Consider the following 26,752-nt stretch of genomic DNA (forward strand, 5'->3'; position numbering starts at 1 on the left):
AAAATCTTTATTCCGACTTGGCTTAGTAGTTAGATTGCTGCTATTGTTGAATGGGCACCATGGACATCTCCCTCCTGTCAATGGTGTTGCAGTCAACTTGTTGTACTCAAAATAATTATTACCAAAGAGGAGCCGGCATGAACTATTTGTTTAAGCCTGCCGTAGCACTGTTCAACCGTTTGGGCTACAGCAAAAAATTTACGTTGTTTGGTTTGTTAATGTTGGTGCCAATTGTCATCATCACTCTGATGTTGGCTTCGGCGATGAAAGAGGACGCCGCATTCGCCGTCAAAGAACGTGATGGATTAAAGTTAGTCAATAAAAGCATTCCATTATTGACGGCATTGGCTGATCGCCGAGCCTTTGATACCGGTGTTGCCATGGGAGATAAGGCTAAGTACCCCGCAAAATTGGCTGCGCAAGATGCGAAAATCAAGAAGCTATTTGCTGACCTAGAGAGTGAAGAAAATCAGCTTTCTAATAGCCTTGGTACGCAAGAAGACTTCCAAAAGCTGAAAAAATCTTTATCGGCTCTGCCAAAACCTGATGGGTCAGATGGTGCGGTAAATCGTGCGAATAATGAAAAAACCATGCAAGCCGTCAATTTGTACTTGGCTGCGGTAGGTGAAAAATCGAATCTGATTTTAGACCCTAACGTAAATAGTTATTACATTGCAGATACGTTGGTAAATCGCGTCCCCGGTTTAATCAATGCCGTCAGTGAAACGGCTGATTTAGGGGTGGGGGTGTTAGTCAGATCTTTTCCTGATGTGTCTGAAAAAGATCCAATGCAAATTAGCTATTACCAATTAGAGCCACAATTTGATTTGATACAAGGTAACTTAAGCCGACTATCTTTTTTATATCCAGAATTCAAAGCAGTTGTTACGCCAAACCTCACTAAATTAAGTGGCAAGGTAACCGAGTTAAAAGAGTCTTACGGTAAAAACATTGTAAGTACGTTGGCCTATACCATGTCAGCGGCAGAGTTTGAGACGCAGTATGGTAGTGTTCTTCAGTCGGTTGTCGATTTAAATGCCCAATTAGTACCTCAGTTGGATCAATTGCTAACCAGTAGGGCGACTGCTGCGAATTTCAAGCTAGCTTTTGCTATTGGTATCGCTGCTGTCATGATGCTCATCGTAATTTATCTATTCGTTGGTGCATACCTTTCTGTTATCCAAGCAATCAACTCACTAGAGCAAGCCTCCGGCAGTTTGGCGAGCGGCAAATTGGCAACTCGCGTGAACTTAGCTGCGAAAGATGAAACAGCCCGTGTTGCGGGTAGCTTTAACCATATGGCTGAGCAAGTGAGTGGCTTAATTAGGCAAGCTTCAGAATCCGCAAATGCGGTTGTGGGCTCTACAACTGCATTGGTGACAAGTTCCACCACTGTGGTGGAAGGGACGCAAAAGCAAACAGAAGCCGTGCTTTCTGCCTCTAGCGCAGTCGAACAAATGTCGGTTTCTATTGGTGCTGTGGCAGAAAGCGTCAAAGAAACTGTGCAGATTGCCGGTTCCGCCCGAGACCTTTCTGCTCAGGGACAGCGTTCAGTTCAGAATGTGGCTTCAGAAATTCATGCAGTGGCCTCTTCTGTTCGCCAGGCCGTGAGTACCGTAGAAAGCCTAGCTCAACAATCTGCCGACATCGGCCTCATTGTGAATGTCATTAAAGAGGTGGCAGACCAAACCAACCTACTTGCTTTAAATGCCGCTATTGAAGCCGCAAGGGCAGGGGAGCAAGGGCGAGGATTCGCGGTGGTTGCTGATGAGGTAAGAAAACTTGCAGAAAGAACTGCTGGTGCAACGGCAGAAATTAACCAAAAAATTCTTTCCGTTCAGTCGCAAGTAAAAGCAACGGTAGAAACTATGATGGTAGGCAATCAGCGTGTGGGGCAATGCGAGTCGCTCGCACAAGAGGCATCAGATGCGCTTCACGCCATCATGGAACAAACCCAAGCAGCACAAGAGCGTATTCAACAAATTGCGATTGCGGCAGAGCAACAAAATGCTGCCAGCCATAGTATCGCCACCAATATTCAGTCGATTGCCGATATGGCAGACAGAAACCGTTGGGTGGTCGATCAAACGGTCGAACAAATTAAAGGAATGGAGCAACGTGCCACCGCGCTAAACCAAGCGGTAAGCCGATTTGAGCTGTAGGTCAAGTTTTTACATCCAGCTAAAAGCCGAGCGATGCTCGGCTTTTTTCATTTTCGTTAATCAGCTCGCAGCTTTAGTCGAGTAAATGGATTTAACTAGGAGTTAATGGTCAAAAAATGAGCTGAGAATGATCTAATTGGTTATCCTTCGAGTAGTATTTTGATATGCTGTTGGCAAATAGATGAAGTTGCATTTACATGGGGTAGATATGGGTACTTATTTTTGTGGGGGTGGTAGTTATTTGCACCAAGGAAATGTCCATTATGTATTGTCGATCCTTGAACGAGCATCTCATCAGCAGAAATTATATCCAACTACCTTTCTGCCGCATGGCATCGCTTTTGATCCCGTCAATAAAAACCGGCTTATCACCACTGAGAAAAAAGGCCCTGGTGCTGTCGCTATCACTGTTTCGGATGCTGAAGCAAGCGCTCAAACCTTCCAAGCAATGCCTGGTCATCACTTTTATGGACACTGTGTATTTGTACAAGAAGGGGAAAGGTTGCTAACTGTTGAGAGTGAGTTAGCAACAACAGAGGGGGCGATAGCAATTCGGGATTCGTTAAGTTTGGATGTAATCGGATTGTTTCCTAGTTTTGGAGATAAGCCTCATGACTGCGTATTAACAGATGATGGTAAAACATTAGTTGTTAGTAATGCAGGATCCAAGGAAAAGGGTTCTGAAGGGGCTATTTCTTTTATTGATATCTCGACACAAACTTTAGTTAAGCAAATAAAGGTGCCTTCGCCTTTGGTGAATGCTGGGCATATTGCGCTGGGGGGGAATGGTGATATAGCGCTTGTGTCGGCACCAAATGATGCGCTGACAGAAGATCAAGAAGGCGGCGTTTCATTAGGAAGAAATGATCGTTTAACGTTTGTGAGTGATCATTTAGTGGCTGGAACAGCATTAGAGGGAGAAACCTTAAGTGTTGTTATATCAGATAAATATCAGCTTGCGATTACATGTACGCCCAGAGCGAATCGACTTTGTTTTTGGTCGCTGCCGACACAGTCATTAATCAAGGCGATGAAAATAGATGGACCTAGAGGAGTTGCCTTGGCGGATGAAGAAACCGCGTTGGTTACGTATGGCGCCAATAGTGCTTGGGTAGAAATTGATCTAGCCTCACTACAGTTAAAGAGTAAAACATATTTTTCTCCTACCTACATCACAGGGTCTCATCTTTATGAAATGCCAAGCGCATGAAATGCCGTTTAACCAATCGATCTGATCGTTTGTCTGTATTTGAGTGTCATTTATTTTTTTAAAGCGTAGAATGTTAAGTAATGTAAGGATTAATAGGGGAAGTGAAAATGCGATCGCAGAAATCGAAAATGCTAGGTGTGCACCGTCAAAAACAGATTAGCTTGGTGGTAGCATCCAGTATTCTTTATTTATCTGGCATGCATGCAATGGCAGCATCCCCTTATCCTGCTGTGCCACAATATTCGGCGGTTACTGTGCCTCCAAATATTATGTTGCTGATTGATGATTCTGGCTCTATGCAGGATTGTCCTTCAGGGAGTGGTTGCTATAACTCATCTGGTGTGAATAAATCGAAAAACTCGCCATATGAGAATAAAATGCGTATAGCGGTGACGGTATCTAACGACCTAATTGCTGCTAACCCATCTATGAAGTGGGGACTGTTTACTTTTCAAAACACATCTGGATTGATGCGTGCACCTGTAAAGGTTCGCGATACAAATGCAAGCTTGACTGAAATTCAGAATATTATTACGCCACTCGTCCCGAGCTATGGTACGCCACTTGCAACCACTTTTAATGAAATTACACGTTACTTCCGTGGGCAGTCTTCTCTATATAGTCGAGACACAGATCCTCTTACCGGTGGTACTCAAACGACGTATACATCCCCAATTCAATATAGATGCCAAAAGAACTTTGTGATCATTTTGACGGATGGGGCTCCTAACGACAGAAATTCTTTCCCTACAGAGAACTCAACTAATACGACCCGATTGCCGTACCGAGATAATAACGCGTATCCTGCTGGTTCAAATTACAATACTACTGCATTAGCGTATCTAGCTAAGTTTGCGCACGATGTTGATTTGATTCAAGGTGGTACCGATTCTGATGGTGTGTCTTATGATGCCACCGACTTCCCGAAACAAACCATATCTACATACATGGTTGGTTTTGCTGCACCTGGTTCTGCAAATGCCGTCTTCACACAAACTACGGCATGGGGTGGAGGACAATATTTCGCAGCTACGAATAAAGCAGCCTTAATCTCTTCATTGAATACAATTGTTCAAAGTATCTCCAATCAAGTGGCAAACTCTCGTCAAGTTATTGCTAGTACGACGACGGTTGATGCCAGTACCAAAATGATTAAAGGGATTTACGATACTTCAGACTGGCATGGCGACGTATTAATTGCTCCATATAACGGAGGCAATCCAGACTGGGGAAATGCAATTAGTGCAATGACCGTTATGCGCAATACTGCTGCGGCAAACTCAACTTGGTATGATTCTCGAGTTGTACTGACAGGGTTGGTTACAGGAACAACTACTGTAACGACAACACCGCTCGCTTTTACAAAAGCTGCGCTACCAACCTATGCTGCTTATTGGAATCTATTGGGCAGTACAACAACCGACAAGCAAAATGTTGTTGATTTTATTCGCGGCAAGCAAGGGATATCTGGCTATAGGACAAGGTTAAATAATGCCAGCCAAGATCAGTTGTTGGGGGATTTTCTTGATACTAACCCTGTGAATGTAGGTGTGCCAAGTGGATCATCTAATCTGGCAGACTATACCACGTTTAAAACAGCCAATGCCTCACGTGGAATGGTTTTTGCTGGTGCCAATGATGGTATGTTGCATGGGTTTAATACTAGCAATGGCGCGGAGGTTGTTGGGTATGTGCCTTCATCGGTTTACGGCAACCTCCCAGATCTAACGAGCACCAGTTACTCTGGCTCAGCACATAAATATTATGTAGATGGGCCGTTGATAGCCACCGATATTAAAGTACAAAGAGCCGGAGAGACGTCTGCTTCTTGGAAAACAGTTCTTGTTGGGGCTTTAGCCCAAGGCGGCAAAGGGGTTTACGCATTAGATGTTACTAATACTTCCAATTTTACTCAGGCGACACCAAGTAAAGCGGTAATGTGGGAGTATACAAACAAGCATGATGCATCGATCGGTTACAATTTTTCAAAAGCATTAATTACGGTCGCTAGAACGAGCAGCTCTACTGCAGAACCTGTTGCTATTATTCCTAGCGGCTATGATAACAATACGACAGATTCTCCAAACGATACTATTTCTGATAGCACCTCTACAAATAAACTTTATGTCATTCGATTGCGTGATGGTGCGCTTATTCGTTCAATTAGCGTACCGGTCACTGGGGCTGGGCTTTCTGCTCCTGCAGGCGTAGATATTGGTCAAGATGGTATTGTGGACTATATCTATTCAGGTGACCTAAATGGTAATCTTTGGCGTTTTAAATTAACCGATAATAATCCGGCAAACTGGAATGTTTCTAGTACACCAATTTTTACGGCAAAAAATGCTTCGAATCAAAACCAACCTATTTTTTATCGACCTGTTATTAGCACGGCGAAAGACGGGGCAGGTAATAAACTAGGTACAGTAATTGTCTTTGGTACAGGCCGATTGCTAACAACTGCAGATCGTACAAATACAAATGTCCAGTCGCTATATGGGGTGCTCGATCGTTACGATAGTTCTTCTGATTCATTTACATCGAATAACTTGACTAGATCAAATTTAATTCAGCAGACGGTTAATACAACGAATCAAAAAAATGTGACCGATAGCAATAAGTTACAAGGAACATATCGAAATATTTCACAGAATGCCGTGGATCTTACCAATGTGGGTACTTATGGTTGGTACATTGACTTGCCAGACTCTGGCTCTCGTTTAGCAGCGAATCCTCGTCTTGAAGAAGCTAGCGATGGAAGCTTGTCTGCAGTCTGGTTCCCGACTGGGCAACCTGTTTCTAGTGGGCAATGTACCGCCGGAGGGGAGGGGTGGCTATACTCTGTAAACTCGCTCACTGGTTCTCCATTGCAAACTTCATTCTTAGACATTGATCAAGATGGTTATGCGGGTGTTGGTGATAACTTGGACTTTAATAGTGATGGGCAAGTAACGGCAGATGCTCGTGACTCCGCATCAGGCTATAAACTTAACTTCTATCCTGCAGAAATGTCCCGTATTGGCTTATCTACTACCACGGTTAGTAATGGTGTGAGTGCTTCAACGGGCAATTTTGGTGATCAAGGAAGTACAGTTGCTTTGAAAGATTCAAATGAATCTGGTGTGTTTACCCAAATGTCTGGTGGCGGTGGAGATGGGGGTAATACGGTGACAGTTGCCCAAACCCCTGTAAATGGTACTACAACGCTAGGGTCCGCTTCTTCAACCACTACTTTAACCTTTACAAATAACTGTTTGGGTACCTCATGCTCTAGTAACACCGCAAGTAAAGTTAGAGTTAATCGTGTTACATGGCGTGAGTTACTATAAGTCTTTAGATGATACGAAGAGAGACTCAATTGAAACAAAATTTGAATCCTGCTCATCTTAAACGTGAGCACGCTGGATTTTCACTAATTGAGATGATGGTGGCGGTGGGGATTGCCGGTATTTTGCTAGCCATTGCAATTCCAAATGTAACTACTTGGCTTTCGCAAGCAAGGCTAGCTACAACATCAGATCAATTGGTGGAGTCTCTCTCTCTTGCAAAGCAAGAGGCAATAAAGCGTAGATCTACTGTGAGTGTTTGTGCTGCAACTACACCAAATACAGCAACGGCGTGTAGTGGAACGGCATCTGATTGGTCTAAAGGGTGGATTGTCCTTGCAGGTACAACCGTTCTAAATAGATATACGGCGCCAAGTAACTTGACGATAAGCACAGATAGTAACGTGAACTCCGGCACCACTGCGACGTTTACGACCGTGACATTTGGTGCAACTGTCGGGTTTTTATCTGCCCCAACATTAGCAGGAACAGGTACCCAAGTCGCGTGCTTGCAAATGACGATGACAGGAGGGATGACTCAACGCATTGAAGTGATTCCATCGGGGCGGATAGTGAAAAGTTTTAATGGCACCTGTGTCTAAGTGATGAAGAGAGATTAAGCATGAAAAGCAACAGACTAATTAGGCACGTCGTTAAAGAGAATGGTTTAACTCTGATAGAGGTCTTAATTTCTCTCGCTATTCTTTCTATTGGCTTATTGGGATTGGCGGGGCTTCAAGCAAGAACGCTAGAGAAGGTACAAAGCTCTTACTTTAAAGATGTTGCTGCAGATTTGGTTTCTGATTTTGCTGATAGAGTGAGATCAAATCGTTCCCCTTGGATGATTGAAGATTCTGCAACTGCAGTCACTTATCCGACTGCTCCAGATTACGCAGAAGTTAAAGCGGCTTGTACAGTGTCAGGTGATGTCTGGACTTGTGCTGGCGCAGGTGTCAATCATAATGCATCGACAACAGGTAATTCTATTGCTGTATCAGATATGACAGAATGGTTAAACTCAGTTGTAAACCAACTTCCAGGTGGTTCCGCAACAATTAGTGCCACTTCAATTCAAAACGGCAGGGCATGGCGATATCTTGTTACTTTATCTTGGGCAGGAAGTCGAAGCTTAAGCAGTGCAATCACCGGTGATGGAACATTAACCGCAGTAGTTGAATAACGTTGGATACACATGCTATGCATACAGTCATGCTTGTAAAATCAATATACAAAGTTAGTAAGTCCCGCGGTTATACCATTGTTGAAATGATGGTTGCCGCGGCAGTGGCATCAATTGTTGCCTTAGCTGTTGGTAGTATTTACTTGTCTAGCAATAACACTCGAAGAGTGCAAGAAATGCAAAACAGGATGAGCGAGGATGGCCGGTATGCCATGTTTATGCTGAATAAAATTATAGCGCAAGCAGGTTTTCGACCTGCGCCAAGTTCAAATGCCTATACAGACTTGGGTAACCAAATGCGTATTACACCAGACGGCACTGATCCTGATAAAAAGGCAACGATAAGATTTCAGAACGACAATACGAATGTAATTGGCTGTAATGGACAGGTGATTTCTGGTTCTGGCACAACTCAGGCATTAAGCATATCCTGGAGTGGCACAATTGGTGACCCACTAGTCTGTAATAATGGTAGTAATATGAGTTGGATTGGTGATAGTACAGGCGGGGTCGATACAAGTGTACAAGTCGCAGACTTTTTACTTACTTACGGCTTAGACACGACAAAAACGAATACGAATGTAACGTATGTCTGTGATATTGGAGCAAACACGGGTACTGGTGATTGTATTGCTGATAGTTATAACTCATCGCCAAGTGGTTCTTATGAAATTGTTTCTGTGCGTGCATGCCTTGTTCTACGATCATCTCAAGTAAGTACGGAGGTGGCGAAAGCTGCAGACTATAACGACTGTTCTGGTAATCCAATTAATAATAGCCAAACGGATGGACGGCTATATAGAACCTTTTCAACTACCGTAGTAATGAGAAATCGCTAAGGGGCCAGAAATGAGTAGGAGCTTAAGCGTTTGCAAAAATAGAGGGTTTGCACTCTTAGTGACACTTGTTATGCTGGTTGTTTTGACCATTATGATCATAGGCGGTGTTCGTTCTGCAACAATCGGTGAAAAAAGTGCCGGTGGCTATTTGGAGCGAACTAAGGCTTTTCAGCAAGCAGAGGTGTCATTAAGGCAGGGTGAATTGCAGTTACGTCAGCAAGGTTGTTATCCTCAGGTAGCTAATGGAACGGTAACGATTTCAACTGCGGTAACAACAGGAACCGCAACAGATTGTGAATTAACCGTTGGATATGATAGTACTTCTACAAGTGCACCTACCTCATGGAATGCTGCTTGGAATACAGGTGCAACAATTAATGCGCCAGCTACTGCTGTCAGTGCTGTGAATAATACTGGAGGGTCAAGTGTGACGGTTGGCTCATACGTTATTCGCGTACAAGGTTCGAGTGTGGGGAACTGTCAAAAATATTCCGTTACTTCACGTGGCGTAGGGTCGGATAGTGGCGGCGTTAATGCTGCTGTTGTTCAGAGTATTGTTAATGTTTGCAAAAATACGTGAGAATAATATGGTCAAACAAAAGGGATTTACACTAATTGAATTAATGATTGTTGTTGCAATTATAGGAATACTAGCTGCAATAGCAATTCCTGCTTATCAACGGCATATTATTAAGACAAAGCGAGTGGATGGCCAGCGACAATTGGTTGAGTACTCTCAATCTATGGAGAGATATTTTACTGCCAATAACTCCTATGTAAGCTCGGGAACCACTTGTGGAGTTACTTTCACTGATACCGATTTTTACCAATTTACCGGTTCATGCACTTCAACAACATTTACCTTAACTGCTACTCCAGTATCTGGTAGTTCGCAGGCGGGAGATGGAAACCAGACGATTGATAATACAGGGGCAAGAACTGGTACTTGGTCTAGTTAAATGATCCTAGGCCTCAATAAATAAACAAAAAGCCCAGCCGGGCTTTTTGTCTTTGTATGGATTACAGTCCCTTCGGCAAGTTAAACACAACGTCTTCATCTACCGTTTTAAGTGTGTCGATCGTTGCACTAGACATGCTTTGAATGCGTTCAACTACGCCGTTGACTAACACTTCGGGGGCTGATGCACCCGCGGTGATGCCAACCTTGGTTGCTTTTTCAAACCACTCAGGTTTCAATTCACTGGCGTTATCGACCATATAGGCGGTAACACCACTTTGCTCCGCCACTTCACGAAGTCTATTCGAGTTAGAGCTATTTTTTGAACCAATCACGATGATTAAATCGCTGGCTGTTGTTAGCTGCTTGACTGCATCTTGTCTATTTTGTGTGGCATAGCAAATATCATCCTTCTTTGGTCCGACAATATTTGGGAATTTTGCTCTGAGCGCATCAATGACAATTGATGCGTCATCAACAGATAACGTGGTTTGTGTTACATACGCAAGCTGATCTGGTTTTTGTACTGCTAATGTTTGTACATCATCGGCTGTTTCAACTAAATACATGCCTTCTTGGGTTTGCCCCATGGTGCCTTCTACTTCAGGATGGCCCTCATGACCAATCATGATGATTTCGAAGCCTTCCTTGCGAAGCTTTCGTACTTCTAAGTGAACTTTGGTAACGAGTGGGCAGGTGGCATCAAAAATGGTTAACCCCAATGACTCCGCTTCTTCGCGTACAGCAAGCGAAACACCATGCGCGCTATAAATTAAAGTGCTACCTGCTGGCACATCTTTGAGATCATCTATAAAGATGGCACCCTTTTCTTTTAAGTTGTCTACAACAAAACGGTTATGCACCACCTCATGCCGAACATAAATAGGTGCGCCAAATTTCTCTAGCGCTCTTTCGACAATGCTAATCGCTCTATCTACACCCGCACAGAAGCCTCTTGGACTCGCAAGAATAATTTGTTGAAGTGGAGTATTCATTTTGCTACTTTCTGCTTAGAGTGTAGAAGGCTGTCAAGGACAAGCAATATCGCCCCACCTACAATAAAACAATCTGCGGCATTAAAAGCTGGCCAATAATGCGAGCCAGCGTGAAATTGCAAAAAGTCGACTACTTTGCCTAGATAGATACGATCAATCACATTGCCAAGCGCCCCACCCATAATGCCAGTTAGGGATAGGCAATATAACGATTTACTACTATCTTTCCACAGTTGGTGCAAGATAACTGCACTAACGATAAAGGCGATGCCAGAAAAAAACAGCATTTGCCAGCCGCCTGCATGCGCAAGAAAACTAAATGCCGCACCTGTATTAAACACCAGCACTAAATCAAAGAATGTGCTGTAAGTGATTAATTGGCCTGGGTACAGCGCCTGCTGTACCCAGTATTTAGTTAGCTGGTCAAAGCCAATAAATAAGAGTGCAATGACTATCCAAACATAAAAGCGCTGCTTTTGGTTGTTCATTTCTTAGGCGTGCTTTCTAGATTCGCCTGCTCCATGAAGATTGCTTACGCAACGTCCACACAGGTGTGAATGCTCTGCATGGCTACCAACATCAGCACGGTAGTGCCAGCAGCGCTCACATTTTTTGTAGGTAGTTGCAGTTGCCTGAATTGTTGGGGGCGCTGTCTCACTCTTTTCTACCGTAGCAGCAGAGGTAATGAGTACAAACTTCAAATCATCTTCTAGTGCAGCTAGTGCGGCAAAATCATCGTTCCCGGCTGAAATGACAACTTCAGCCTGTAGAGATGCGCCAATTTTGCCTTCTGTTCTTAGATTTTCGAGCACCTTTGTTACTTGAGCGCGTAGTTCTCTGACGCGTTTCCATTGCTCATTTAGTGTCTCGGCTTCTGAAATAGCCGGGAACTCATGGTGGGTATGTTCAAAGATACTATCTGTATGACCAAGTGTTTGCCAGACTTCTTCACATGTGAAGCTGAGTACTGGTGCAAGCATAATGGTTAAGCTTTGTGTCATGTGCCATAACACGGTTTGTGCAGAACGACGAGCTAATGAGTCTGGTGCAGATGTATATAGACGGTCTTTTAAAACATCTAAGTAGAAACCACCAAGATCTTCTGAGCACCATGTGTTAATTGATGCCATTGCTTGGTGGAATGAATATCTGTCAAAAGATGGCAAGATCGTTTCATTTTGTAACTGATTAGCCAATGACAAGGCGTACTTATCGATAGATAGTAAATTTTCAACAGAAACAGCATGTTTTGAAAAGTCAAAGTCTGCTAAGTTTGCCAGCAAGAAACGAAGGGTGTTACGAATACGGCGGTAAGACTCTGTAACGCGCTTTAAAATTTCATCAGAAATGTTTAATTCGCCCGAGTAGTCGGTAGATGCTACCCATAGGCGCAATACATCGGCTCCTAGTGTATCAATTACCTTCTGAGGAACAATCACATTGCCAAGTGATTTAGACATCTTGCGACCGTGTCCATCTACCACAAAGCCATGCGTTAGCAATTGCTTGTATGGCGCAGCACCAAACGTGGCGCAACCAGTTAGCATCGATGACATAAACCAGCCTCGATGTTGATCAGAACCTTCTAGATAAAGGTCTGCTGGGTGCGCTAGTTCTTCTCTTGTTTTTAGCACCGCAAAGTGGGTAGAGCCAGAGTCAAACCATACATCTAATGTGTCTGGTAGCTTACTGTATTTGTCAGCATCTGCGCCGAGTAGTTCGGTTGAATCAATTTCCCACCAAGCTTCAATACCTTTTGCTTCAATTGCTTTGGCAACCTTTTCTAAAATGCTGAGCGAATCTGGATGCAATTCACCTGTTTCGTTATGAGCAAAGAAGGTCATTGGCACGCCCCAGAAACGCTGGCGCGAAATACACCAGTCTGGGCGATTTTTTTGCATCGCTTCTAGTCGTGCTCTACCCCAAGAAGGGAAAAACTCTGTTGCTTCTACCGCAGCTAGTGCTTTTTCTCTCAAAGAACGGCCGTCTGGCATTTGCTTATCCATAGAGATGAACCATTGGCTCGTTGCTCTAAAGATAATTGGTGTTTTGTGGCGCCAGCAATGTGGGTAGCTATGATTTAGCTTCTGGTTGCAAAGTAGAGCCTGTTTTTCAGTTAGTAGTTCAATAATAACGGGGTTGGCTTCCATGACTGATTTGCCTTCAACGAAGGCGGTACCAGTAACAAAGCGGCCATCGCCACCAACTGGGTTATCAATTGAAAGCTTATATTTCTGCCCTACGATGTAATCTTCTTGACCATGTGCTGGTGCGGTGTGAACAAGGCCGGTACCTGATTCAACCGTGACATGATCACCAAGAATCAATGGGACTTGACGGTCAAGGAATGGATGCTGAAGTAAGATGTTTTCCAGTGCATTACCAGTGGTTTCACCTGCAATACTCACTTCTTCAAAGCCGTAGCGTTTTACTGCCGCTTCTACTAGTTCCCTTACAAGCACTAAATAGCCAACAGGCGTTTTTACTAGCTGATAAGTAAATTCTGGATGGATAGACACTGCTTGGTTAGCTGGCAATGTCCAAGGCGTTGTAGTCCAAATAACTGCGAAGGCATCTGCGCCGTCTAATTTTGTCGAGAATGCTTTTTCAAGTTGCGCAACGTAGTTTGGTAATACGTTGAAAGCAACATCTATCGCTGGGGAAACACGATCTTCATACTCTACTTCTGCATCAGCTAGTGAAGATCCACAATCAATACACCAGTGAACAGGTTTTTTACCCGCGACCACATAGCCATTCTCATAAATTTTGCCTAGCGTACGGACGATTTCTGCTTCCGTTTGGAAATTCATGGTTTTATATGGGTTTTCCCAGTCGCCCATAACGCCAAGGCGGATGAAGTCGGCCTTCTGACGTGTAATTTGAGATTCAGCATACTCACGGCACAGTTCGCGAAACTTTGCCTTTGGTAATTGTTTGCCGTGTGTTTGTTCTACTTTGTGTTCGATTGGAAGGCCATGGCAATCCCAGCCTGGGACATATGGTGCGTCAAATCCCGCTAACGTTTTAGATTTAACAATCATATCTTTCAAGATTTTATTCACGGCATGGCCAATGTGAATATCACCGTTTGCATACGGAGGACCATCATGAAGAATAAACTTAGGACGGCCTTTGCTAGCTTTGCGAATTTTTTGATAGCGATCTTCATCAAGCCATTTTTTTAGCATGCCTGGCTCACGTTTTGCCAAGTCGCCACGCATTGGAAAGCTAGTATCTAGCAGGTTGAGCGTGTTTTTGTAATCTGGTTTGTCACTGGCTTGGGTCATTTTAAATTCGTGTCCTGTGATTGCAATCGGATGTTGTTAGCACATCCAAGTATGTTAGTTATCTGTTGTTTTTAACGAGTCACTTTGCTCAGTAAAGGCAGTGCGCTGGTCGTCAGTAAGTTAGGATGCTGTACAAAGTATTGTTTTACTTGCGCTACGTCTTTATTAATCTGAGTCACTAAACTATCTAGATCTGGGTATTTTTCTTCATTCCGCAGCTTATGATGGAATCTAACCCCTACATGTTTGCCATATAGATTTCCTGAGAAATCTAATAAGAAGACTTCTAGTGTTGGAAGGCCATTCGACATTACCGTTGGGCGCACCCCAAAACTAGCCGCGCCTGGAATTGGTTTGTCATCAATCCCATCAACGGAAACAGCGAAAATGCCTGATAGCGGAGGTCTATTATGTTTGATATGAATGTTGGCGGTAGGAAAGCCAATGGTTCTACCTAATTTGTTGCCATGGACTACTTTTCCGCTAACACGATATGGTCTTAGCAACATGGAAGTCGCATCTTCTAATCGACCACTTTCAAGTGAGTCTCTAATTCGTGTGCTTGAGACGCGTGATTCTTCTTGTAAAAACGTGGTCATCGAAGAGAGTTCAAATAAACCATTTTCTGCAAACTGCTGTAATAAGGCAAAGTTGCCTTTACGTTTCGCACCAAAACAGAAGTCATCCCCAATCAGTAGGTAGCTGGTATGTAGTTGTTTTTTGAGTAATTCTACAACAAAGTCTTCCGCACTGATCGATGCAAGCGCAGAACGAAATGGGTAGATGCAGACATAATCAATACCCATTTCGCGAAAAAGCTCAAGCTTTTCGCGAAGCGAAGTTAAGCGCGTTGGCGCCGTCTGGCTGGAGAAAAATTCTTTTGGGTGTGGCTCGAAGGTAATGACGAGTGTAGGCAGTGAGCGAGATTGCGCTTCACTTTTTAAGCGTTGTAACAAAGCTTGATGACCTGCGTGAATGCCATCAAAGTTACCAATGGTAACTGCACATGGAGACGCATGTACAGAATGTAATCCTCTATATACCTGCATGCCTACCTCGTTTAAAAACAAGATTTTATCGGAGGCAGGGGGCAAGGGTCTAGTTTATTTTTAGGGTTTATTTGAAGATGTCGCTTACTTCGCTGCAACAACCTGATTTCTACCGTTGTGTTTTGCTTCGTAAAGCGCCTGATCTGCCGCTTGCACCATTAGTTCATAGTTGGTCATTTCTGGTGAAAATTGCGATACACCAAGGCTAGCAGAGACAGGGATCTCAATGTCGCCAAACGGAACTGGGTCTGCTGCAATCGTTTCGCGAATTCTTTCTGCTAGCGTTAAGCCGCCTTCAAGGTCTGTGTCTGGCAAGATTAATGCAAACTCTTCGCCGCCGTAGCGGCCTACTACATCAAGGGCTCGAACGAGTGATTTAACTCGTTTTGCGACGGTTTTTAGGACTTCATCTCCGGCGAGGTGGCCATATGTATCATTGACGCGCTTGAAATGATCCAGATCAAAAATGATGGTGGTCAAGTTGCTGCCGTGTCTAGATGCTCTGCCAAATTCACTGTGGTAGCGTTGTTGCAGATAGCGACGGTTATAGATGCCTGTTAGTCCATCGGTAATATTGCTTTCCTCTAACTTGGCTAGCGCTTCCGTTAGTTGCTGCTGATAGATAGCGGTGTCAGTGACGTCAAATATAGTGACAGAGACAAATGAAACTAGTCCTGTTTCTGGATCTTTTAGAGGGGTGAATACACAATTCTGGCGCATGCAATCAATACCGCCTGTAATGGGGCGGTTATGATCAAACTGAAAGAGCCATGGGCGCTGTTCCCACGATGTAAAGGAAAAGTTTTTTAGTAAAAGAACGCCTTTAAGCTTTTTTTCAAGCCATTTTTGCGGAAGTTCTGGAAATGCTTCAAAGAGATGTTTGCCAAGCAATGCTTCTTCTGCAATGCCGCTATGCTTTGCTAGGTAGGCATTCCACATAACGATTCGAAAATCACTATCAACAATAAACAAACCTGCTTCGATATTGTCTATGACAGCAGGGGCTAGTTGAGTGCTCTCCAAAGATGGCATTAGAGTGATTCCATAAATGCATCTAGTGAGGTTTGCAAGGTGCTGATGGACTCTTCTGGCATGAGTTGTGTTAAGTGACAAGTAAAGTTTCTTGCTTCTAGCGCAAAGTTCACTTCCACCACTAACGCACAACGCCAATTCAGTTGTTCTGGTTGGAATAGCATACTAGCTGGCGTGTCTTTTGCCATGATGGATGGCGCAGAGAAACTCATGCTGGTTCCGAGCAAATCACCAATGCCAGTTAAACAGGCTCCCACTAAGACATTGGCCACATCAAGCAATAATTCGTCTTTTTGGGTGTCTGATAAATTCTCATCGTACCCCATTAAATCAGCTACATCGCCATGGCTATCTTTGTGGAAAATCGCAATCGCCTCTCCACGGATGGTTCCAAGAAAGGCTTGCCGAACGGCAGATACCTCTGTGGATTCTCCAATCAGTTTGCCAATCGCGACATTAATTTCAGCCACGTCAACGATGTTAATTCTTGGAACAGATAAGGTAACAAATGCACCTAAAAGCTGTGCCAATGAGTTGCCCGCTTGGCCCATTGCAATATTAGAAACTTCTTGCAATACGTCTTTTTGGTCATTGGTAAGTAGGGTAAGGCTCATAGCGTTACTCCATATTGTTTGAGTACGCTCAGTACTTCATTCGGATTGACTGGCTTTTTCAGGAATGCAATTGCACCTAGCTGTTTGACTCGTTCTTGGGCAATTGGTTGGATATCTGCAGAGACAACAATAACAAAACTATTCATGCCTTCTTTGCGCAACTCTTCTAGCACTCCGAAACCATCGAGCTCAGGCATGGTTAAGTCTAAAAACATGATTTCTGCTTTACCTTCTCGGTACGCAGCTAACGCTTCTAATCCATTTCCTGCCTGGGAAATAGATATATCCCATCCTTCCGGCAATGCTTTGATCAGCATTTTTCTTGCCATTGGCGAGTCATCAACAACGAGTACAGGAATTGTCATAGCATTTTTCTTTTAAGAATATCGACATCATGTATAAAGGATAGCCAGATTTGAAAATAACATCAAAGGTATTTTTTAGCCATCTCTGATAAATATTAAGACTTCTAAAATACTTTTATGCAAGTATCGCCTGTCTTGTTCTTACAAAGAACATCAAGAATGATTGGAAAAGTGTTGTTTTTTAATTAGAATTCGGATATCAGTGCTGTCAAATATGCTTGTTAGTATTTATTATGGCATCACAAGTGCGATAGTCGAGTATGCTATGTTGCAGAGGGTGTTTTTTGCTGCTGCCCGAATTCTGAAGTGTCTTGCAATCTTGAAGCATATGTTTACTAACAGAAAATAAGTTTTCACAATGAAAAAAATCATCATTATTGTCGTAGCTTTATTGGTCGTTGCCGGAGGTGTTGGCGGTGGCGTTTGGTTCTTTATGTCTAAGCAGCACCCTGCTAAGCCTGCTGGTGAAAAAGCGGCAAAAGCAGAAGAGGGCGATGCAGAAGCTGAGGCAAAGGCTGATGAAGGTGATGCGGCGGATGAGGAAGAAGGGGATCATGAGAAGAAGCCCCCTGTATTTTACAAAATAGATCGTTTTGTGGTGAATGTCGATGGAGATCCGGAGAAGCGTGGCGTGATGTCCGTTGAGGTGCAGGCTGAATTAGCCGATGCCAAGAAGCAAGAGAAAATGGAAGCATACAAACCAAAAATTCAAAGTGAATTAATTTTGTTGTTTGGTGCGCAAAAATTTGGCGAACTTTCTACTCCGGAAGGGAAAACCAAATTACTTGAAGAAGTTCGAGACAAAATCAATGAAGTGATTGGCGCTAGTTCTCCGAAGAAGGGGGCAAAGAGCGTTGCCTTTACTTCCTTGATTTTGGAAGAGCGTTAATTTTTGAATGCTGAGATGATAAAGTTTACTCATGCATGCAGAGTAAATTTAATTAACGAGTTGAGCCATGGCTGACGATATTCTTTCTCAAGAAGAAGTCGATGCCCTCTTACGAGGTGTCACCGGCGAGGAAGATTCATCAGAAGAGTCTTCTGATGATAGCGGCGTTCGCTCGTACGATATTGGTCGGCAAGAGCGTATTGTTCGCGGTCGGATGCCGACCTATGAAATTATTAACGAGCGTTTTGCTCGATATTTTCGCGTCGCTATCTTTAACTTTCTGAGACGCAATGCAGAGATTTCAGTTGGTCCAGTTCGGGTTTTAAAGTACAGCGAGTTTATTAGAAACTTGGTTGTACCCACAAATTTGAATTTGATTCATATAAAACCATTGAGAGGCACGGGGCTATTCATTTTTGATCCTGATTTAGTGTTCTTAGTGGTGGATAATTTATTTGGTGGTGATGGTCGTTTTCACATGCGAGTGGAAGGGCGCGACTTTACCCCGACTGAGCAACGCGTGATTCAACGTATGTTGCAACTCGTTTTTGAAGAATATGCAAAAGCATGGCTTCCTGTTTTTCCGGTAGAGTTTGAGTACGTTCGGTCGGAGATGAATACTCAGTTTGCTAACATTGCAACCCCAACTGAAGTGGTCGTCGCGGTATCATTTAAAATTGAATTAGGTTCTGGTGGTGGCGATTTCCACGTCTGTTTGCCTTACTCAATGATTGAGCCAATTCGTGACGTCCTTTACAGCTCGATGCAAGCAGATAGAGCTGAAGCAGATGATCGATGGGTTAAATTGTTGTCTCATCAAGTTCAGGCTGCTGAAGTTGATCTTGTGGCAAATCTTGGTAGTGCGCCCGTCACTTTAGGGCAAATCGTCAATTTAAAAGTGGGCGATGTAATTTCTCTTGATATTCCTGAAGCTATTGTTGCTGAAGTGGATGGCGTTCCGGTGCTAGAATGTAAATACGGCGTACTGAACGGTCAGTATGCTTTAAAAGTAGAAAAGATTCTGGCTGGTGCCGATAGCATGTTGAATTTTGGGGATGAGAATGGTTGATTCTGACGATACACAAGAGACTGAAGACTCCGGCATGGATGATTGGGCCGCAGCTCTTGCTGAGCAAGAGGCGTTTGACGCTGCTCAGAGTGCATCGGCTTCTCAAGCTCAAGCGGCCCCAGCTGCTGCTTCCAATCTATTTCCAAATTTTGGCGATGTAAATCCTTCTCAGGGTGTGCCAAGTAGCTTGGATATGATTCTTGATATCCCGGTTAGTTTAACGGTTGAGCTTGGTAGAACAAAAATTGCGATTCGTAGCTTACTTCAATTGGCGCAGGGTTCAGTGGTTGAGTTAGATGGTTTAGCTGGTGAACCAATGGATGTACTCGTCAATGGCTGTCTAATTGCTCAGGGTGAAGTGGTGGTAGTGAATGATAAATTTGGTATTCGTTTAACGGATATCATCACCCCTGCTGAACGTATACGCCGTTTGCATAAATAATTTCTGATTGATTAATCTCTATATGCGACTAACTAAGCAAGTATTATCGGGTGCGTTAATCTCTGCACCATTGGTTCTACTTGCTGCACCAACATCTGCTTCTGCATCTCCTCTTTCATTCGGGTACTTTTTCCAGGTTATTTTTAGCTTGGTGTTTGTGATTGCGCTTGTGCTTGGCGCTGTTTGGGCCATGAAGCGCTTGTCTCTCGGTGTGCCTGGAATGAAAACGCCAGTGAAGTTGATTGGTGGTACGATGCTAGGCGGGAAGGAAAGAGTTGTTGTGATTGAGGTTGAGGGTGAGTGGCTAGTATTAGGTGTTACTGCACAAAATATCACAGTATTAAAACAATTGGATAAACCGCCCGTATCTGATGCCGAATCAACGATGGTTGCGCCAAAATTTAAGCAATGGCTACAAGTCGCACTTCAGAAGTACAAGCAAAATAAATGAAACTAGCTCATCCATTTCGCCGATACCTTTGGATTGCTTTGCCTTTGGCTCTCCTGTCTTCTGTTGCTTTTGCTGCGAATACGCTGCCCGCATTTTCAAGCCAGCCAACGCCTGGTGGTGGTACTGAATACACGCTTTCGCTACAAACATTAATTCTATTAACGTCACTCACTTTCCTACCTGCAGCATTGTTGATGATGACTGCATTTACTCGGATTGTGATTGTCCTGTCTTTATTGAGGCAGGCGATTGGTACGGTGCAATCCCCTCCAACGCAAGTGATTGTTGGGCTGTCGCTTTTTCTTACCTTTTTTGTGATGTCACCGACGCTAGATGAAATTTATCAAAAAGCGTACCTCCCTTTCTCGCAAGATCAAATTACCTTTAATCAAGCAATTGATGAGGCGGAGAAGCCGCTTCGAACCTTTATGCTGAGACAAACTAGAGAAAAAGATTTGAGTTTGTTTCTGGAGTTATCTAATAGCGCAAAGCCAAACTCGCCGGATGATATTGGGATGAAGGCGTTGATTCCTGCTTATGTCACTAGCGAGCTGAAAACCGCCTTTCAAATTGGATTTTTGATTTATATTCCATTTTTGATTATTGATATGGTGGTGGCTTCGGTGCTGATGTCGATGGGTATGATGATGATTTCGCCTGTGACCGTCTCGTTACCATTTAAATTAATGCTATTTGTGTTGGTGGATGGTTGGCCGCTGCTGATTGGGTCTCTTGTTAAGAGCTTTTACGTTTAAAGGGGATGTAAATGACACCTGAACTGGTAATTACCCTAATTGAACGCGCCTTAATGGTTTTGATTATGGTGGCAGCACCAATGCTGCTGGCAGGCTTAGTGACCGGGTTGATTGTGTCTATCTTTCAGGCGGCTACACAAATCAACGAAATGACATTAACGTTTATCCCGAAGTTGATTGTGACATTTTTGGTGATGGTGTTGGCAGGCCCTTGGATGATCGAAGTGGTAACGGATTACACCATTCGACTCTTTACTGATATTCCCTCCCTGATCGGTTGATCGCATTGCGATCACAGTTATATGATCACCATTACTCAGGAACAACTGTACTTTTGGATTAACCAGTTCTTCTGGCCACTTGTTCGTATTTTGGCTTTCCTTGCGGTAGACCCCATTTTTTCCATCAAAACGATTCCGCGCCGTGTCAGCATTGGTTTAGCGGTTGCGTTAACGCTGGTTGTTGTTCCCTCGTTGGAAACCGTGCAAATCGCCTCTCCGTCAGGACCTCAGGGCTTTATGCTATTACTTCAGCAAATTGTCATTGGTGTATCTATTGGCTTTGTCGCTCGTTTAACTTTTACTGCTATCGAATTCGCTGGTAACTTGTCCGGCACGCAGATGGGTTTAGCATTTGCTGCTCAGCTAGACCCGGTGCACGGTTCTCAGACGCCTGTTGTTGCACAGTTATTTAGTATTATGGCCACCTTGGTCTTTTTGGCGATGAATGGCCACCTAATGATGTTAAGTGTAATCATCCAAAGCTTTCATCTATTCCCTATTTATCCCGCGCCTGTATCGGCATCTGCTTTTTCGGCGTTAGTGTATTTTGGGGAGAGAGTATTTTCGCTTGGTATTTTGCTCTCACTGCCGGTTGTCGCGACCTTGCTCATGACAAACTTGGTGATTGGCATGATTGCGAGAGCATCTCCTCAGATGAACTTGTTTGCAGTAGGTTTTCCGATTACGCTTGTGATTGGCTTTGCCGCTTTGTATTTTTCATTGCCTTCTATGCCAAGCCTGCTTGGCAGTATGTTTGACCAAATGGTGAAGTTCCAGTTTGAACTGCTTAAAGCTTTGCGCCCCAGTGGTTAGGATGCAATATGTGGTTCAATATCGCTTTCAATGACCATTAACCCTGCCCGCAATCCTGGCTTGACGTGACGATTAGGGAAGACGACTCGCTCTTCTTCATGAGTCACGCAATACTGGTAGTCTTTGTCAGTCGCTAAGATGGTGCCTTTTGGATAGGCCGTGAAGTTTTCTACTTCATCATCGATTAGCAGCCTAAAGTCTGAATCCGTCTTTCTTTCAAGTTCGTTAATAATTTTGAATACTTTGGGCGTCATGCTCGCTACTGGAATTTCGCCTCCTGAAATCAATTGCCGAATTGCTAAGGTGACTGAAGAAAACGCTTCAAGGTTATTTTCACCAAACGGTAATGCTTTACCTAATTCAAGGGTGAGCGCATCTGCATTGACTAATTGGCTAGTGAAATAACTGAATGTACCTGCAGGTTTTGCATTTAGTAATACCGCCTCAATGCCCGCATTGCCCATCCAATTGACTAATGTTTTGGAAAGCATGGGGCCTATTTTGAATGGTGCAATGGCAAAACGCTTGTAGAAAGAGCCCCGAATGGCGGTATGCATATCTAGATGCACAAAAGTAGTCTCACTGCTTTGGCTGCTATCATGAATAAAACGTTGGATAATGTTTTCTATTTCAAGCGCTCTCATTGTTTCTTTGCTTTGAGGCATTTCATGATGTTTGCCAGAAAAGAGGCGATTGAGGTCATCGTCGATAAATCGTTTGTTTTGCCGCATTGCTTCGATATTGCCAAACAAAAATAGAATGTTCCCTTGTATAGAAATGCTTTCTTGGGCAATCTCTTGAATTAGCTGATTGCATATTTCAATAGGGGCGGTTTCGTTGCCGTGTATGCCGCTAGAGATAATGTATGAGTTAGTGGAAGATTGGATATTTGTTCGATAGAACAAAATTGCGCCATGCCCCAACCATTTCCAGCTAAGTGTGCCAGAAATAGCCCCTTCAGGACACTCTGGCGTCAGGGAGGATAAGGTGGTTTGAAGGAAGTCTTGCAAGAAGGCTGGAACAGTTTGATGCATGGCAATATGTGCTTTTCAATTTTGTTCAGAATATCCCCATTCTAAGTACTTTTGCCATGGTTGTTCTGTGCGCTTGCCGCAGTTCTGACTTTTTATGGCGCATCTGATTTGATAGTGCTCAACACGATTGTTTTGGAAGATGAACATGCGATACCTGACGGAAGATGTACTGGCGCATACGCTGGCTTTTTTACGTGCCCACGAGCCATTTAGAAGTATGTCCTCTGCTCATCTTGAGTTGATGTTGGATGAAGCGACAATCGTGGATTATCCGCATGATAGCGTATTGGCTTCTCCTGCCTTGGGAGAAAAAGATACTTTTTATATTGTGCTACAAGGGGTTGTGCTGGGTGAGCAACCTCTCGCTGGTCAAGAGCCAATTGAACAAGAGCCAATTTGGTGGTTAACCGATGGTGAGTGCTTCCCTCTGGGGGCATTATTGCTAAGAAGACCTGTTGCAGGCGTGTATCGGGCAAAGTCGAATACGCGCTGCTTAGAAGTACCAGGTAGAGTGTTTCGGGAGTTGATGGAGGTCTCAACCTTTTTTGCGGACTTCTGTACTCGTAGATTGGCATCCTTGCTTGAAGCATCTAAGCGTACGTTCCAAGCAGAGTTTGCACAAAGTGTGCGGGATCAAGGCTCTATGCACACTTCTCTTGGTCATATCATTCGGTGTGATCCTATCTATTGCAAAAGTGAAGAGCCTATTTATCGCGTCATGCAGACAATGGACGAGGCTCGGATTGGTTCGATGATCATCGTTGATGATGCTTTGCATCCGATCGGTTTATTTACCTTGCAAGATGTATTAAGTCGGGTAGCGGTGCCTCAAACGGATCCTACCTTACCCATTTCGGCGGTTATGTCGAGCGGTGTGATTACATTACCGGCTCATGCGAGTGTGTTAGATGCCACTTTGACGATGGCAAAGTTTGGTATCCGCCATGTGTTAGTCGTAGAAGAGGGGCGTTTGCAGGGCGTTGTATCAGAACGCGACCTGTTTGGATTGCAACGAACAAGCCTCAGACAAGTTGGACAAGCTATTCGATTAGCGGCCAATGAAGACGATCTGCGTGCGGCCAGTAAGGATATTCGGCAGCTTACCTATAGTATGTTAGCGCAGGGCGTCTCAGCCGAACATTTAACCCAGATTGTTTCAACATTAAATGATGTTTTGACGAGCAGAATTTTGGATCTGTGTTTACGAGATGTGATCCCTGCTGGCATGCAGTATTGCTGGTTAGCATTTGGCAGCGAAGGTCGGTTGGAACAAACGCTGTCAACCGATCAGGATAATGGTTTAGTTTTCCTGCCACCTGTCGGTATGTCGAATGACGAGGCGCGCGACATCTTATTACCTGCCGCAGAGAAGGTAAATTTAATGTTGTCTGCCATCGGATTCCCATTGTGTGCAGGTAATGTGATGGCAAGTAATCCTGCGTGCTGCTTAAGTGTAAATGAATGGCAAACTCGATTTGCTGGATGGGTACAGCAGGCGTCGCCGCAAGAACTATTAAACGCAACAATTTACTTTGATTTCAGAGCGATTTACGGGGATCGTGCGTTAGCAGATCAGTTGCATGAAAGCTTAAAAGATACACTTGCTGATGCCCGACTGTTTATTCAAGAGTTGGCTAGAAATGCTAAGGCATTCCGCCCCCCGCTAAGCTTCTTTGGTGAGATTTCTGTACCAGATTCTGGCGATGCTGCTGGCAAAATTGATTTAAAAAAGCAGGGAATTACACCGTTTGTGGATGTGGCTAGAATTTTTGCCCTGAAAACGGCGGTAGAGGAAACAAATACTGCCTCTAGGCTGCGCTTGGCAGGGCAGGAATGGGCGTTGGATGAACATATTGTTGAGGCATGGATTGATGCGTTTCACTTTATACAGTTGCTTCGTATGCGACTTCATCAGCAGCAAGCAGCCAGAAACGAACCGTTATCGAATTGGTTGGCGGTTGAGTCATTGAATGATCTAGACCAGCGCATTCTAAAAGAGTCATTTCGACAAGCTAGAAAATTGCAGAACTTAGCGCAAAAGTATTTTCAAATAATCTGAAATAGCAGTTCAGTATATTTCAGCGACACAGAAGAAGGTTTCTGGAAAAATGTCTCACATACATAGATCGTATTGAGGCGTCTTTCAGGAACCTTTTCTTTTTGGATGTTCCTAACACTTCGAAAGATCATTTCTGCAGAATTCAAGGATTTTTATGAAGATTGAACGATACTCATTTTCGTCTAGGGCGCTCCACTGGTTAGTAGCATTGTTTATTTTGGGTGCATTTGGTTTGGGCATTACGATGACCGATATGCCAATGTCGCCAACTAAATTTCAAACGTATGCATACCACAAATGGTTAGGTATTACCGTGTTGGCGTTAGTTGTGATTCGTTTAATTAATCGTTTGTTTGTAAAAGTGCCTGCCGCGCCAAGTCACATGAAACCATGGGAAGTGAAAGTAGCGAATCTTACCCATCTTGCACTATATGGTTTGATGTTTGCCGTGCCACTAATTGGTTGGCTAGCTTCTTCTGCGAAAGGTTTCCCTGTTGTGTATCTAAAACTTTGGACGTTACCAGACCTAGTTTCTAAAAACGAAGGCTTGGGTGAAACCTTGCAAGGAACGCACAACCTTTTAGCTTGGACGATGCTAATTCTGGTGGGGCTACATTTTGTTGCTGCTTTAAAGCACCACTTTATTGATAGAGACGATGTGCTGCTTCGCATGTTGCCTGGCCGTAAATAAAATGAAAGAAAGTTTAAAGATGAAAAATGTGTTGGCTTTGATGTTATTAACGGCTTCAGTTGCAGCGACTGCACAAACAGTGGATGTGGCAAAAAGTAAGCTAGGTTTTACCTTCAAGCAAGAAGAAGTGCCTGTAGAAGGTCAGTTCAAAAAATTTACAGCGACAGTGAGTTTTGATGCGGCGAAACCTGCCGATGGCAAGGCCGATGTGTCGATTGATTTACTATCTGTGGATGGCGGTAGCCCTGATGCGTCTAATGAGCTAGTCAAACCAAGTTGGTTTGATGCAGCAAAAGGACCAAAAGCACGCTTTGTGGCATCTAACTTTAAAGCCTTGGGTGGTGGCAAATTTCAAGCACCAGGCAAGTTAACCTTAAAAGGTAAAACACTTCCTGTGATCGTTAATTTTACTGCTAAAGCATCCGGCGCATCTCAAGTGCTTGATGGTACGGCAACGGTTAATCGTCTGCAGTTTGGTGTAGGTGATGGTGTTTGGAAAGATACTGATTCAGTTGCAGATGCGGTGGTTGTTAAGTTTCATTTGCAAGTAAATCCATAATTGATTGACGTTAATTTGTTTTTAAGTGTTTAAATTTATAAAGGAAAATTCATGAAAAAGCTTTTGGTTGCAGCATTGTTGGCATCTTCTTCTGTTGGCGCATTTGCAGCAGATACGTACCAATTGGATTCAACTCATACCTACCCAACTTTTGAAATTAGCCACATGGGCTACTCAATTACTCGTGGTACATTTGACAAAACCTCAGGTACTTTGTCGTTGGATCTTGCTGCGAAAAAAGGTAGTTTAGAAGCGGTGATTGATACAACTTCTCTAGATACCGGCTTTGACAAGCGTGATGAACACTTGAAAAGCCCAGACTTTTTCAATGTAGAAAAATTCCCTACAGCGACAGTGAAAGCGGATAAGTTTGTATTTGAAGGTGACAAACTAGTTGCTGCTGAAGGTTCTTTGACACTATTGGGTGTGAGCAAGCCTGTTAAGCTAAACGTGGTTTCTTTCAAATGTGCTCCAAGTCCAATGACTAAGAAAGATACTTGCGGTGCGGAAGTGGTTGCGAACATCAAGCGTTCTGATTTTGGCATGACTACTTACTTGCCAGCAGTTGGTGATGATGTGAAAATTTCTGTTCAAGTTGAAGCAGTTAAAAAATAATTTGCGAGCAGGCAAATAAAAGCAATGGCGCCAATGGCGCCATTGTTGTTTTCACTGGGCGTAAAGTGTAAATT

27 protein-coding genes and 1 pseudogene are annotated in these 26,752 nt (G+C 43.7%); 20 read left to right on the forward strand and 8 right to left on the reverse strand.

Annotation, left to right across the window (positions count from 1 at the left end; translation table 11 throughout):
• Positions 1-137 precede the first annotated feature (137 nt).
• The 9 genes and pseudogenes from LIN78_RS08340 (at position 138) to LIN78_RS08375 (ending at position 9,676) form a co-directional block, all read left to right on the forward strand.
• Complete coding sequence (locus LIN78_RS08340) at positions 138-2,162, forward strand: methyl-accepting chemotaxis protein (RefSeq protein ID WP_227180336.1); 2,025 nt, start codon at positions 138-140, stop codon at positions 2,160-2,162.
• Between the two features lie 208 nt (positions 2,163-2,370).
• Positions 2,371-3,372 carry a DUF1513 domain-containing protein gene (locus tag LIN78_RS08345; protein WP_227180337.1) on the forward strand — a complete coding sequence of 334 codons (1,002 nt, stop codon included), beginning with the start codon at positions 2,371-2,373 and terminating at the stop codon, positions 3,370-3,372.
• A 107-nt stretch (positions 3,373-3,479) separates the two neighbouring features.
• A complete protein-coding gene (locus tag LIN78_RS08350; RefSeq protein ID WP_227180338.1) occupies positions 3,480-6,701 on the forward strand; it encodes a pilus assembly protein in 3,222 nt (1,073 codons plus the stop codon).
• 29 nt (positions 6,702-6,730) lie between these two features.
• Positions 6,731-7,300 (forward strand): GspH/FimT family pseudopilin, encoded by a 570-nt coding sequence (locus LIN78_RS08355; protein ID WP_227180339.1) that lies wholly within the window; start codon positions 6,731-6,733, stop codon positions 7,298-7,300.
• A gap of 20 nt (positions 7,301-7,320) precedes the next feature.
• A complete protein-coding gene (gene pilV, locus LIN78_RS08360; protein ID WP_227180340.1) occupies positions 7,321-7,878 on the forward strand; it encodes a type IV pilus modification protein PilV in 558 nt (185 codons plus the stop codon).
• 29 nt (positions 7,879-7,907) lie between these two features.
• Positions 7,908-8,717: a PilW family protein gene (locus tag LIN78_RS08365; RefSeq protein ID WP_227180341.1), complete on the forward strand. Its 810-nt coding sequence runs from the start codon at positions 7,908-7,910 to the stop codon at positions 8,715-8,717.
• A gap of 10 nt (positions 8,718-8,727) precedes the next feature.
• Positions 8,728-9,297 (forward strand): pilus assembly PilX family protein, encoded by a 570-nt coding sequence (locus LIN78_RS08370; RefSeq protein WP_227180342.1) that lies wholly within the window; start codon positions 8,728-8,730, stop codon positions 9,295-9,297.
• Positions 9,298-9,304: 7 nt separating this feature from the next.
• Positions 9,305-9,398, forward strand: a pseudogene (locus LIN78_RS18400) (prepilin-type N-terminal cleavage/methylation domain-containing protein); the annotation flags it as partial.
• An 8-nt stretch (positions 9,399-9,406) separates the two neighbouring features.
• Complete coding sequence (locus LIN78_RS08375) at positions 9,407-9,676, forward strand: type IV pilin protein (protein WP_373307748.1); 270 nt, start codon at positions 9,407-9,409, stop codon at positions 9,674-9,676.
• Between the two features lie 61 nt (positions 9,677-9,737).
• On the opposite strand, the gene ispH is transcribed toward LIN78_RS08375, so the two are convergent.
• From ispH to LIN78_RS08410, 7 genes are all read right to left on the reverse strand, one after another.
• Complete coding sequence (gene ispH, locus LIN78_RS08380) at positions 9,738-10,670, reverse strand: 4-hydroxy-3-methylbut-2-enyl diphosphate reductase (protein WP_227180344.1); 933 nt, start codon at positions 10,668-10,670, stop codon at positions 9,738-9,740.
• Positions 10,667-11,158 (reverse strand): signal peptidase II, encoded by a 492-nt coding sequence (gene lspA, locus LIN78_RS08385; RefSeq protein ID WP_227180345.1) that lies wholly within the window; start codon positions 11,156-11,158, stop codon positions 10,667-10,669. Before lspA ends, ispH begins: the two co-directional genes overlap by 4 nt.
• A 3-nt stretch (positions 11,159-11,161) precedes the next feature.
• Positions 11,162-13,960 carry an isoleucine--tRNA ligase gene (gene ileS / locus LIN78_RS08390; protein ID WP_227180346.1) on the reverse strand — a complete coding sequence of 933 codons (2,799 nt, stop codon included), beginning with the start codon at positions 13,958-13,960 and terminating at the stop codon, positions 11,162-11,164.
• A 71-nt stretch (positions 13,961-14,031) separates the two neighbouring features.
• Entirely contained in the window at positions 14,032-15,009 is a 978-nt protein-coding gene (locus LIN78_RS08395; protein ID WP_227180347.1) for a bifunctional riboflavin kinase/FAD synthetase, read from the reverse strand.
• 84 nt (positions 15,010-15,093) lie between these two features.
• Positions 15,094-16,041: a GGDEF domain-containing protein gene (locus LIN78_RS08400; RefSeq protein WP_227180348.1), complete on the reverse strand. Its 948-nt coding sequence runs from the start codon at positions 16,039-16,041 to the stop codon at positions 15,094-15,096.
• Positions 16,041-16,655, reverse strand: a complete 615-nt coding sequence (locus tag LIN78_RS08405) for a chemotaxis protein CheC (RefSeq protein WP_227180349.1) — start codon at positions 16,653-16,655, stop codon at positions 16,041-16,043. The genes LIN78_RS08400 and LIN78_RS08405 overlap by 1 nt, the downstream gene beginning before the upstream one ends.
• Positions 16,652-17,020 carry a response regulator gene (locus LIN78_RS08410; RefSeq protein WP_227180350.1) on the reverse strand — a complete coding sequence of 123 codons (369 nt, stop codon included), beginning with the start codon at positions 17,018-17,020 and terminating at the stop codon, positions 16,652-16,654. The genes LIN78_RS08405 and LIN78_RS08410 overlap by 4 nt, the downstream gene beginning before the upstream one ends.
• Positions 17,021-17,378: 358 nt before the next feature.
• On the opposite strand from LIN78_RS08410, the gene LIN78_RS08415 reads away from it, so the two are divergent.
• The 7 genes from LIN78_RS08415 (at position 17,379) to fliR (ending at position 21,720) form a co-directional block, all read left to right on the forward strand.
• Positions 17,379-17,909, forward strand: coding sequence for a flagellar basal body-associated FliL family protein (locus tag LIN78_RS08415; RefSeq protein WP_227180351.1), 531 nt, complete (start codon positions 17,379-17,381; stop codon positions 17,907-17,909).
• Positions 17,910-17,976: 67 nt separating this feature from the next.
• Positions 17,977-18,978 (forward strand): flagellar motor switch protein FliM, encoded by a 1,002-nt coding sequence (gene fliM / locus LIN78_RS08420; RefSeq protein ID WP_227180352.1) that lies wholly within the window; start codon positions 17,977-17,979, stop codon positions 18,976-18,978.
• Entirely contained in the window at positions 18,971-19,420 is a 450-nt protein-coding gene (gene fliN / locus LIN78_RS08425; protein ID WP_227180353.1) for a flagellar motor switch protein FliN, read from the forward strand. The genes fliM and fliN overlap by 8 nt, the downstream gene beginning before the upstream one ends.
• Before the next feature lie 22 nt (positions 19,421-19,442).
• Complete coding sequence (gene fliO / locus LIN78_RS08430) at positions 19,443-19,871, forward strand: flagellar biosynthetic protein FliO (protein ID WP_227180354.1); 429 nt, start codon at positions 19,443-19,445, stop codon at positions 19,869-19,871.
• The gene (fliP, locus tag LIN78_RS08435; RefSeq protein ID WP_227180355.1) at positions 19,868-20,626 is read left to right on the forward strand and encodes a flagellar type III secretion system pore protein FliP; all 759 of its coding nucleotides are present in this window, start codon (positions 19,868-19,870) and stop codon (positions 20,624-20,626) included. Before fliO ends, fliP begins: the two co-directional genes overlap by 4 nt.
• 11 nt (positions 20,627-20,637) lie before the next feature.
• Positions 20,638-20,907, forward strand: coding sequence for a flagellar biosynthesis protein FliQ (gene fliQ, locus LIN78_RS08440; RefSeq protein ID WP_227180356.1), 270 nt, complete (start codon positions 20,638-20,640; stop codon positions 20,905-20,907).
• A 21-nt stretch (positions 20,908-20,928) separates the two neighbouring features.
• Positions 20,929-21,720, forward strand: a complete 792-nt coding sequence (gene fliR, locus LIN78_RS08445; RefSeq protein ID WP_227180357.1) for a flagellar biosynthetic protein FliR — start codon at positions 20,929-20,931, stop codon at positions 21,718-21,720.
• Here fliR and astE read toward each other — a convergent pair.
• Complete coding sequence (gene astE / locus LIN78_RS08450; RefSeq protein WP_227180358.1) at positions 21,717-22,754, reverse strand: succinylglutamate desuccinylase; 1,038 nt, start codon at positions 22,752-22,754, stop codon at positions 21,717-21,719. The two genes, fliR and astE, sit on opposite strands and share 4 nt — an antisense overlap.
• Before the next feature lie 145 nt (positions 22,755-22,899).
• Between astE and LIN78_RS08455 the strand changes: the two genes are divergently transcribed.
• From LIN78_RS08455 to LIN78_RS08470, 4 genes are all read left to right on the forward strand, one after another.
• Complete coding sequence (locus LIN78_RS08455) at positions 22,900-24,813, forward strand: DUF294 nucleotidyltransferase-like domain-containing protein (protein ID WP_227180359.1); 1,914 nt, start codon at positions 22,900-22,902, stop codon at positions 24,811-24,813.
• 154 nt (positions 24,814-24,967) lie between these two features.
• A complete protein-coding gene (locus tag LIN78_RS08460; protein ID WP_227180360.1) occupies positions 24,968-25,504 on the forward strand; it encodes a cytochrome b in 537 nt (178 codons plus the stop codon).
• 19 nt (positions 25,505-25,523) lie between these two features.
• Positions 25,524-26,063 carry a YceI family protein gene (locus LIN78_RS08465; RefSeq protein WP_227180361.1) on the forward strand — a complete coding sequence of 180 codons (540 nt, stop codon included), beginning with the start codon at positions 25,524-25,526 and terminating at the stop codon, positions 26,061-26,063.
• 51 nt (positions 26,064-26,114) lie between these two features.
• On the forward strand, positions 26,115-26,678 hold the full coding sequence (locus tag LIN78_RS08470) for a YceI family protein (RefSeq protein ID WP_227180362.1): 564 nt from the start codon (positions 26,115-26,117) through the stop codon (positions 26,676-26,678).
• Positions 26,679-26,752 lie beyond the last annotated feature (74 nt).

This window comes from Leeia speluncae, assembly GCF_020564625.1.
GTDB lineage: Bacteria > Pseudomonadota > Gammaproteobacteria > Burkholderiales > Leeiaceae > Leeia > Leeia speluncae.

Excerpts from the sequence above, each read along its gene's own strand:
- fliP (WP_227180355.1), top strand. The coding sequence starts at position 19,868 with ATGAAACTAGCTCATCCATTTCGCCGATACCTTTGGATTGCTTTGCCT.
- LIN78_RS08410 (WP_227180350.1), bottom strand. The coding sequence starts at position 17,020 with ATGACAATTCCTGTACTCGTTGTTGATGACTCGCCAATGGCAAGAAAA.
- LIN78_RS08415 (WP_227180351.1), top strand. The coding sequence starts at position 17,379 with ATGAAAAAAATCATCATTATTGTCGTAGCTTTATTGGTCGTTGCCGGA.
- LIN78_RS08350 (WP_227180338.1), top strand. The coding sequence starts at position 3,480 with ATGCGATCGCAGAAATCGAAAATGCTAGGTGTGCACCGTCAAAAACAG.
- LIN78_RS08400 (WP_227180348.1), bottom strand. The coding sequence starts at position 16,041 with ATGCCATCTTTGGAGAGCACTCAACTAGCCCCTGCTGTCATAGACAAT.
- lspA (WP_227180345.1), bottom strand. The coding sequence starts at position 11,158 with ATGAACAACCAAAAGCAGCGCTTTTATGTTTGGATAGTCATTGCACTC.
- LIN78_RS08365 (WP_227180341.1), top strand. The coding sequence starts at position 7,908 with ATGCTTGTAAAATCAATATACAAAGTTAGTAAGTCCCGCGGTTATACC.
- ileS (WP_227180346.1), bottom strand. The coding sequence starts at position 13,960 with ATGACCCAAGCCAGTGACAAACCAGATTACAAAAACACGCTCAACCTG.
- fliO (WP_227180354.1), top strand. The coding sequence starts at position 19,443 with ATGCGACTAACTAAGCAAGTATTATCGGGTGCGTTAATCTCTGCACCA.
- astE (WP_227180358.1), bottom strand. The coding sequence starts at position 22,754 with ATGCATCAAACTGTTCCAGCCTTCTTGCAAGACTTCCTTCAAACCACC.
- fliR (WP_227180357.1), top strand. The coding sequence starts at position 20,929 with ATGATCACCATTACTCAGGAACAACTGTACTTTTGGATTAACCAGTTC.
- LIN78_RS08345 (WP_227180337.1), top strand. The coding sequence starts at position 2,371 with ATGGGTACTTATTTTTGTGGGGGTGGTAGTTATTTGCACCAAGGAAAT.
- LIN78_RS08405 (WP_227180349.1), bottom strand. The coding sequence starts at position 16,655 with ATGAGCCTTACCCTACTTACCAATGACCAAAAAGACGTATTGCAAGAA.
- LIN78_RS08340 (WP_227180336.1), top strand. The coding sequence starts at position 138 with ATGAACTATTTGTTTAAGCCTGCCGTAGCACTGTTCAACCGTTTGGGC.
- LIN78_RS08460 (WP_227180360.1), top strand. The coding sequence starts at position 24,968 with ATGAAGATTGAACGATACTCATTTTCGTCTAGGGCGCTCCACTGGTTA.
- fliN (WP_227180353.1), top strand. The coding sequence starts at position 18,971 with ATGGTTGATTCTGACGATACACAAGAGACTGAAGACTCCGGCATGGAT.
- LIN78_RS08395 (WP_227180347.1), bottom strand. The coding sequence starts at position 15,009 with ATGCAGGTATATAGAGGATTACATTCTGTACATGCGTCTCCATGTGCA.
- fliM (WP_227180352.1), top strand. The coding sequence starts at position 17,977 with ATGGCTGACGATATTCTTTCTCAAGAAGAAGTCGATGCCCTCTTACGA.
- pilV (WP_227180340.1), top strand. The coding sequence starts at position 7,321 with ATGAAAAGCAACAGACTAATTAGGCACGTCGTTAAAGAGAATGGTTTA.
- LIN78_RS08370 (WP_227180342.1), top strand. The coding sequence starts at position 8,728 with ATGAGTAGGAGCTTAAGCGTTTGCAAAAATAGAGGGTTTGCACTCTTA.
- fliQ (WP_227180356.1), top strand. The coding sequence starts at position 20,638 with ATGACACCTGAACTGGTAATTACCCTAATTGAACGCGCCTTAATGGTT.
- LIN78_RS08465 (WP_227180361.1), top strand. The coding sequence starts at position 25,524 with ATGAAAAATGTGTTGGCTTTGATGTTATTAACGGCTTCAGTTGCAGCG.
- LIN78_RS08470 (WP_227180362.1), top strand. The coding sequence starts at position 26,115 with ATGAAAAAGCTTTTGGTTGCAGCATTGTTGGCATCTTCTTCTGTTGGC.
- LIN78_RS08455 (WP_227180359.1), top strand. The coding sequence starts at position 22,900 with ATGCGATACCTGACGGAAGATGTACTGGCGCATACGCTGGCTTTTTTA.
- ispH (WP_227180344.1), bottom strand. The coding sequence starts at position 10,670 with ATGAATACTCCACTTCAACAAATTATTCTTGCGAGTCCAAGAGGCTTC.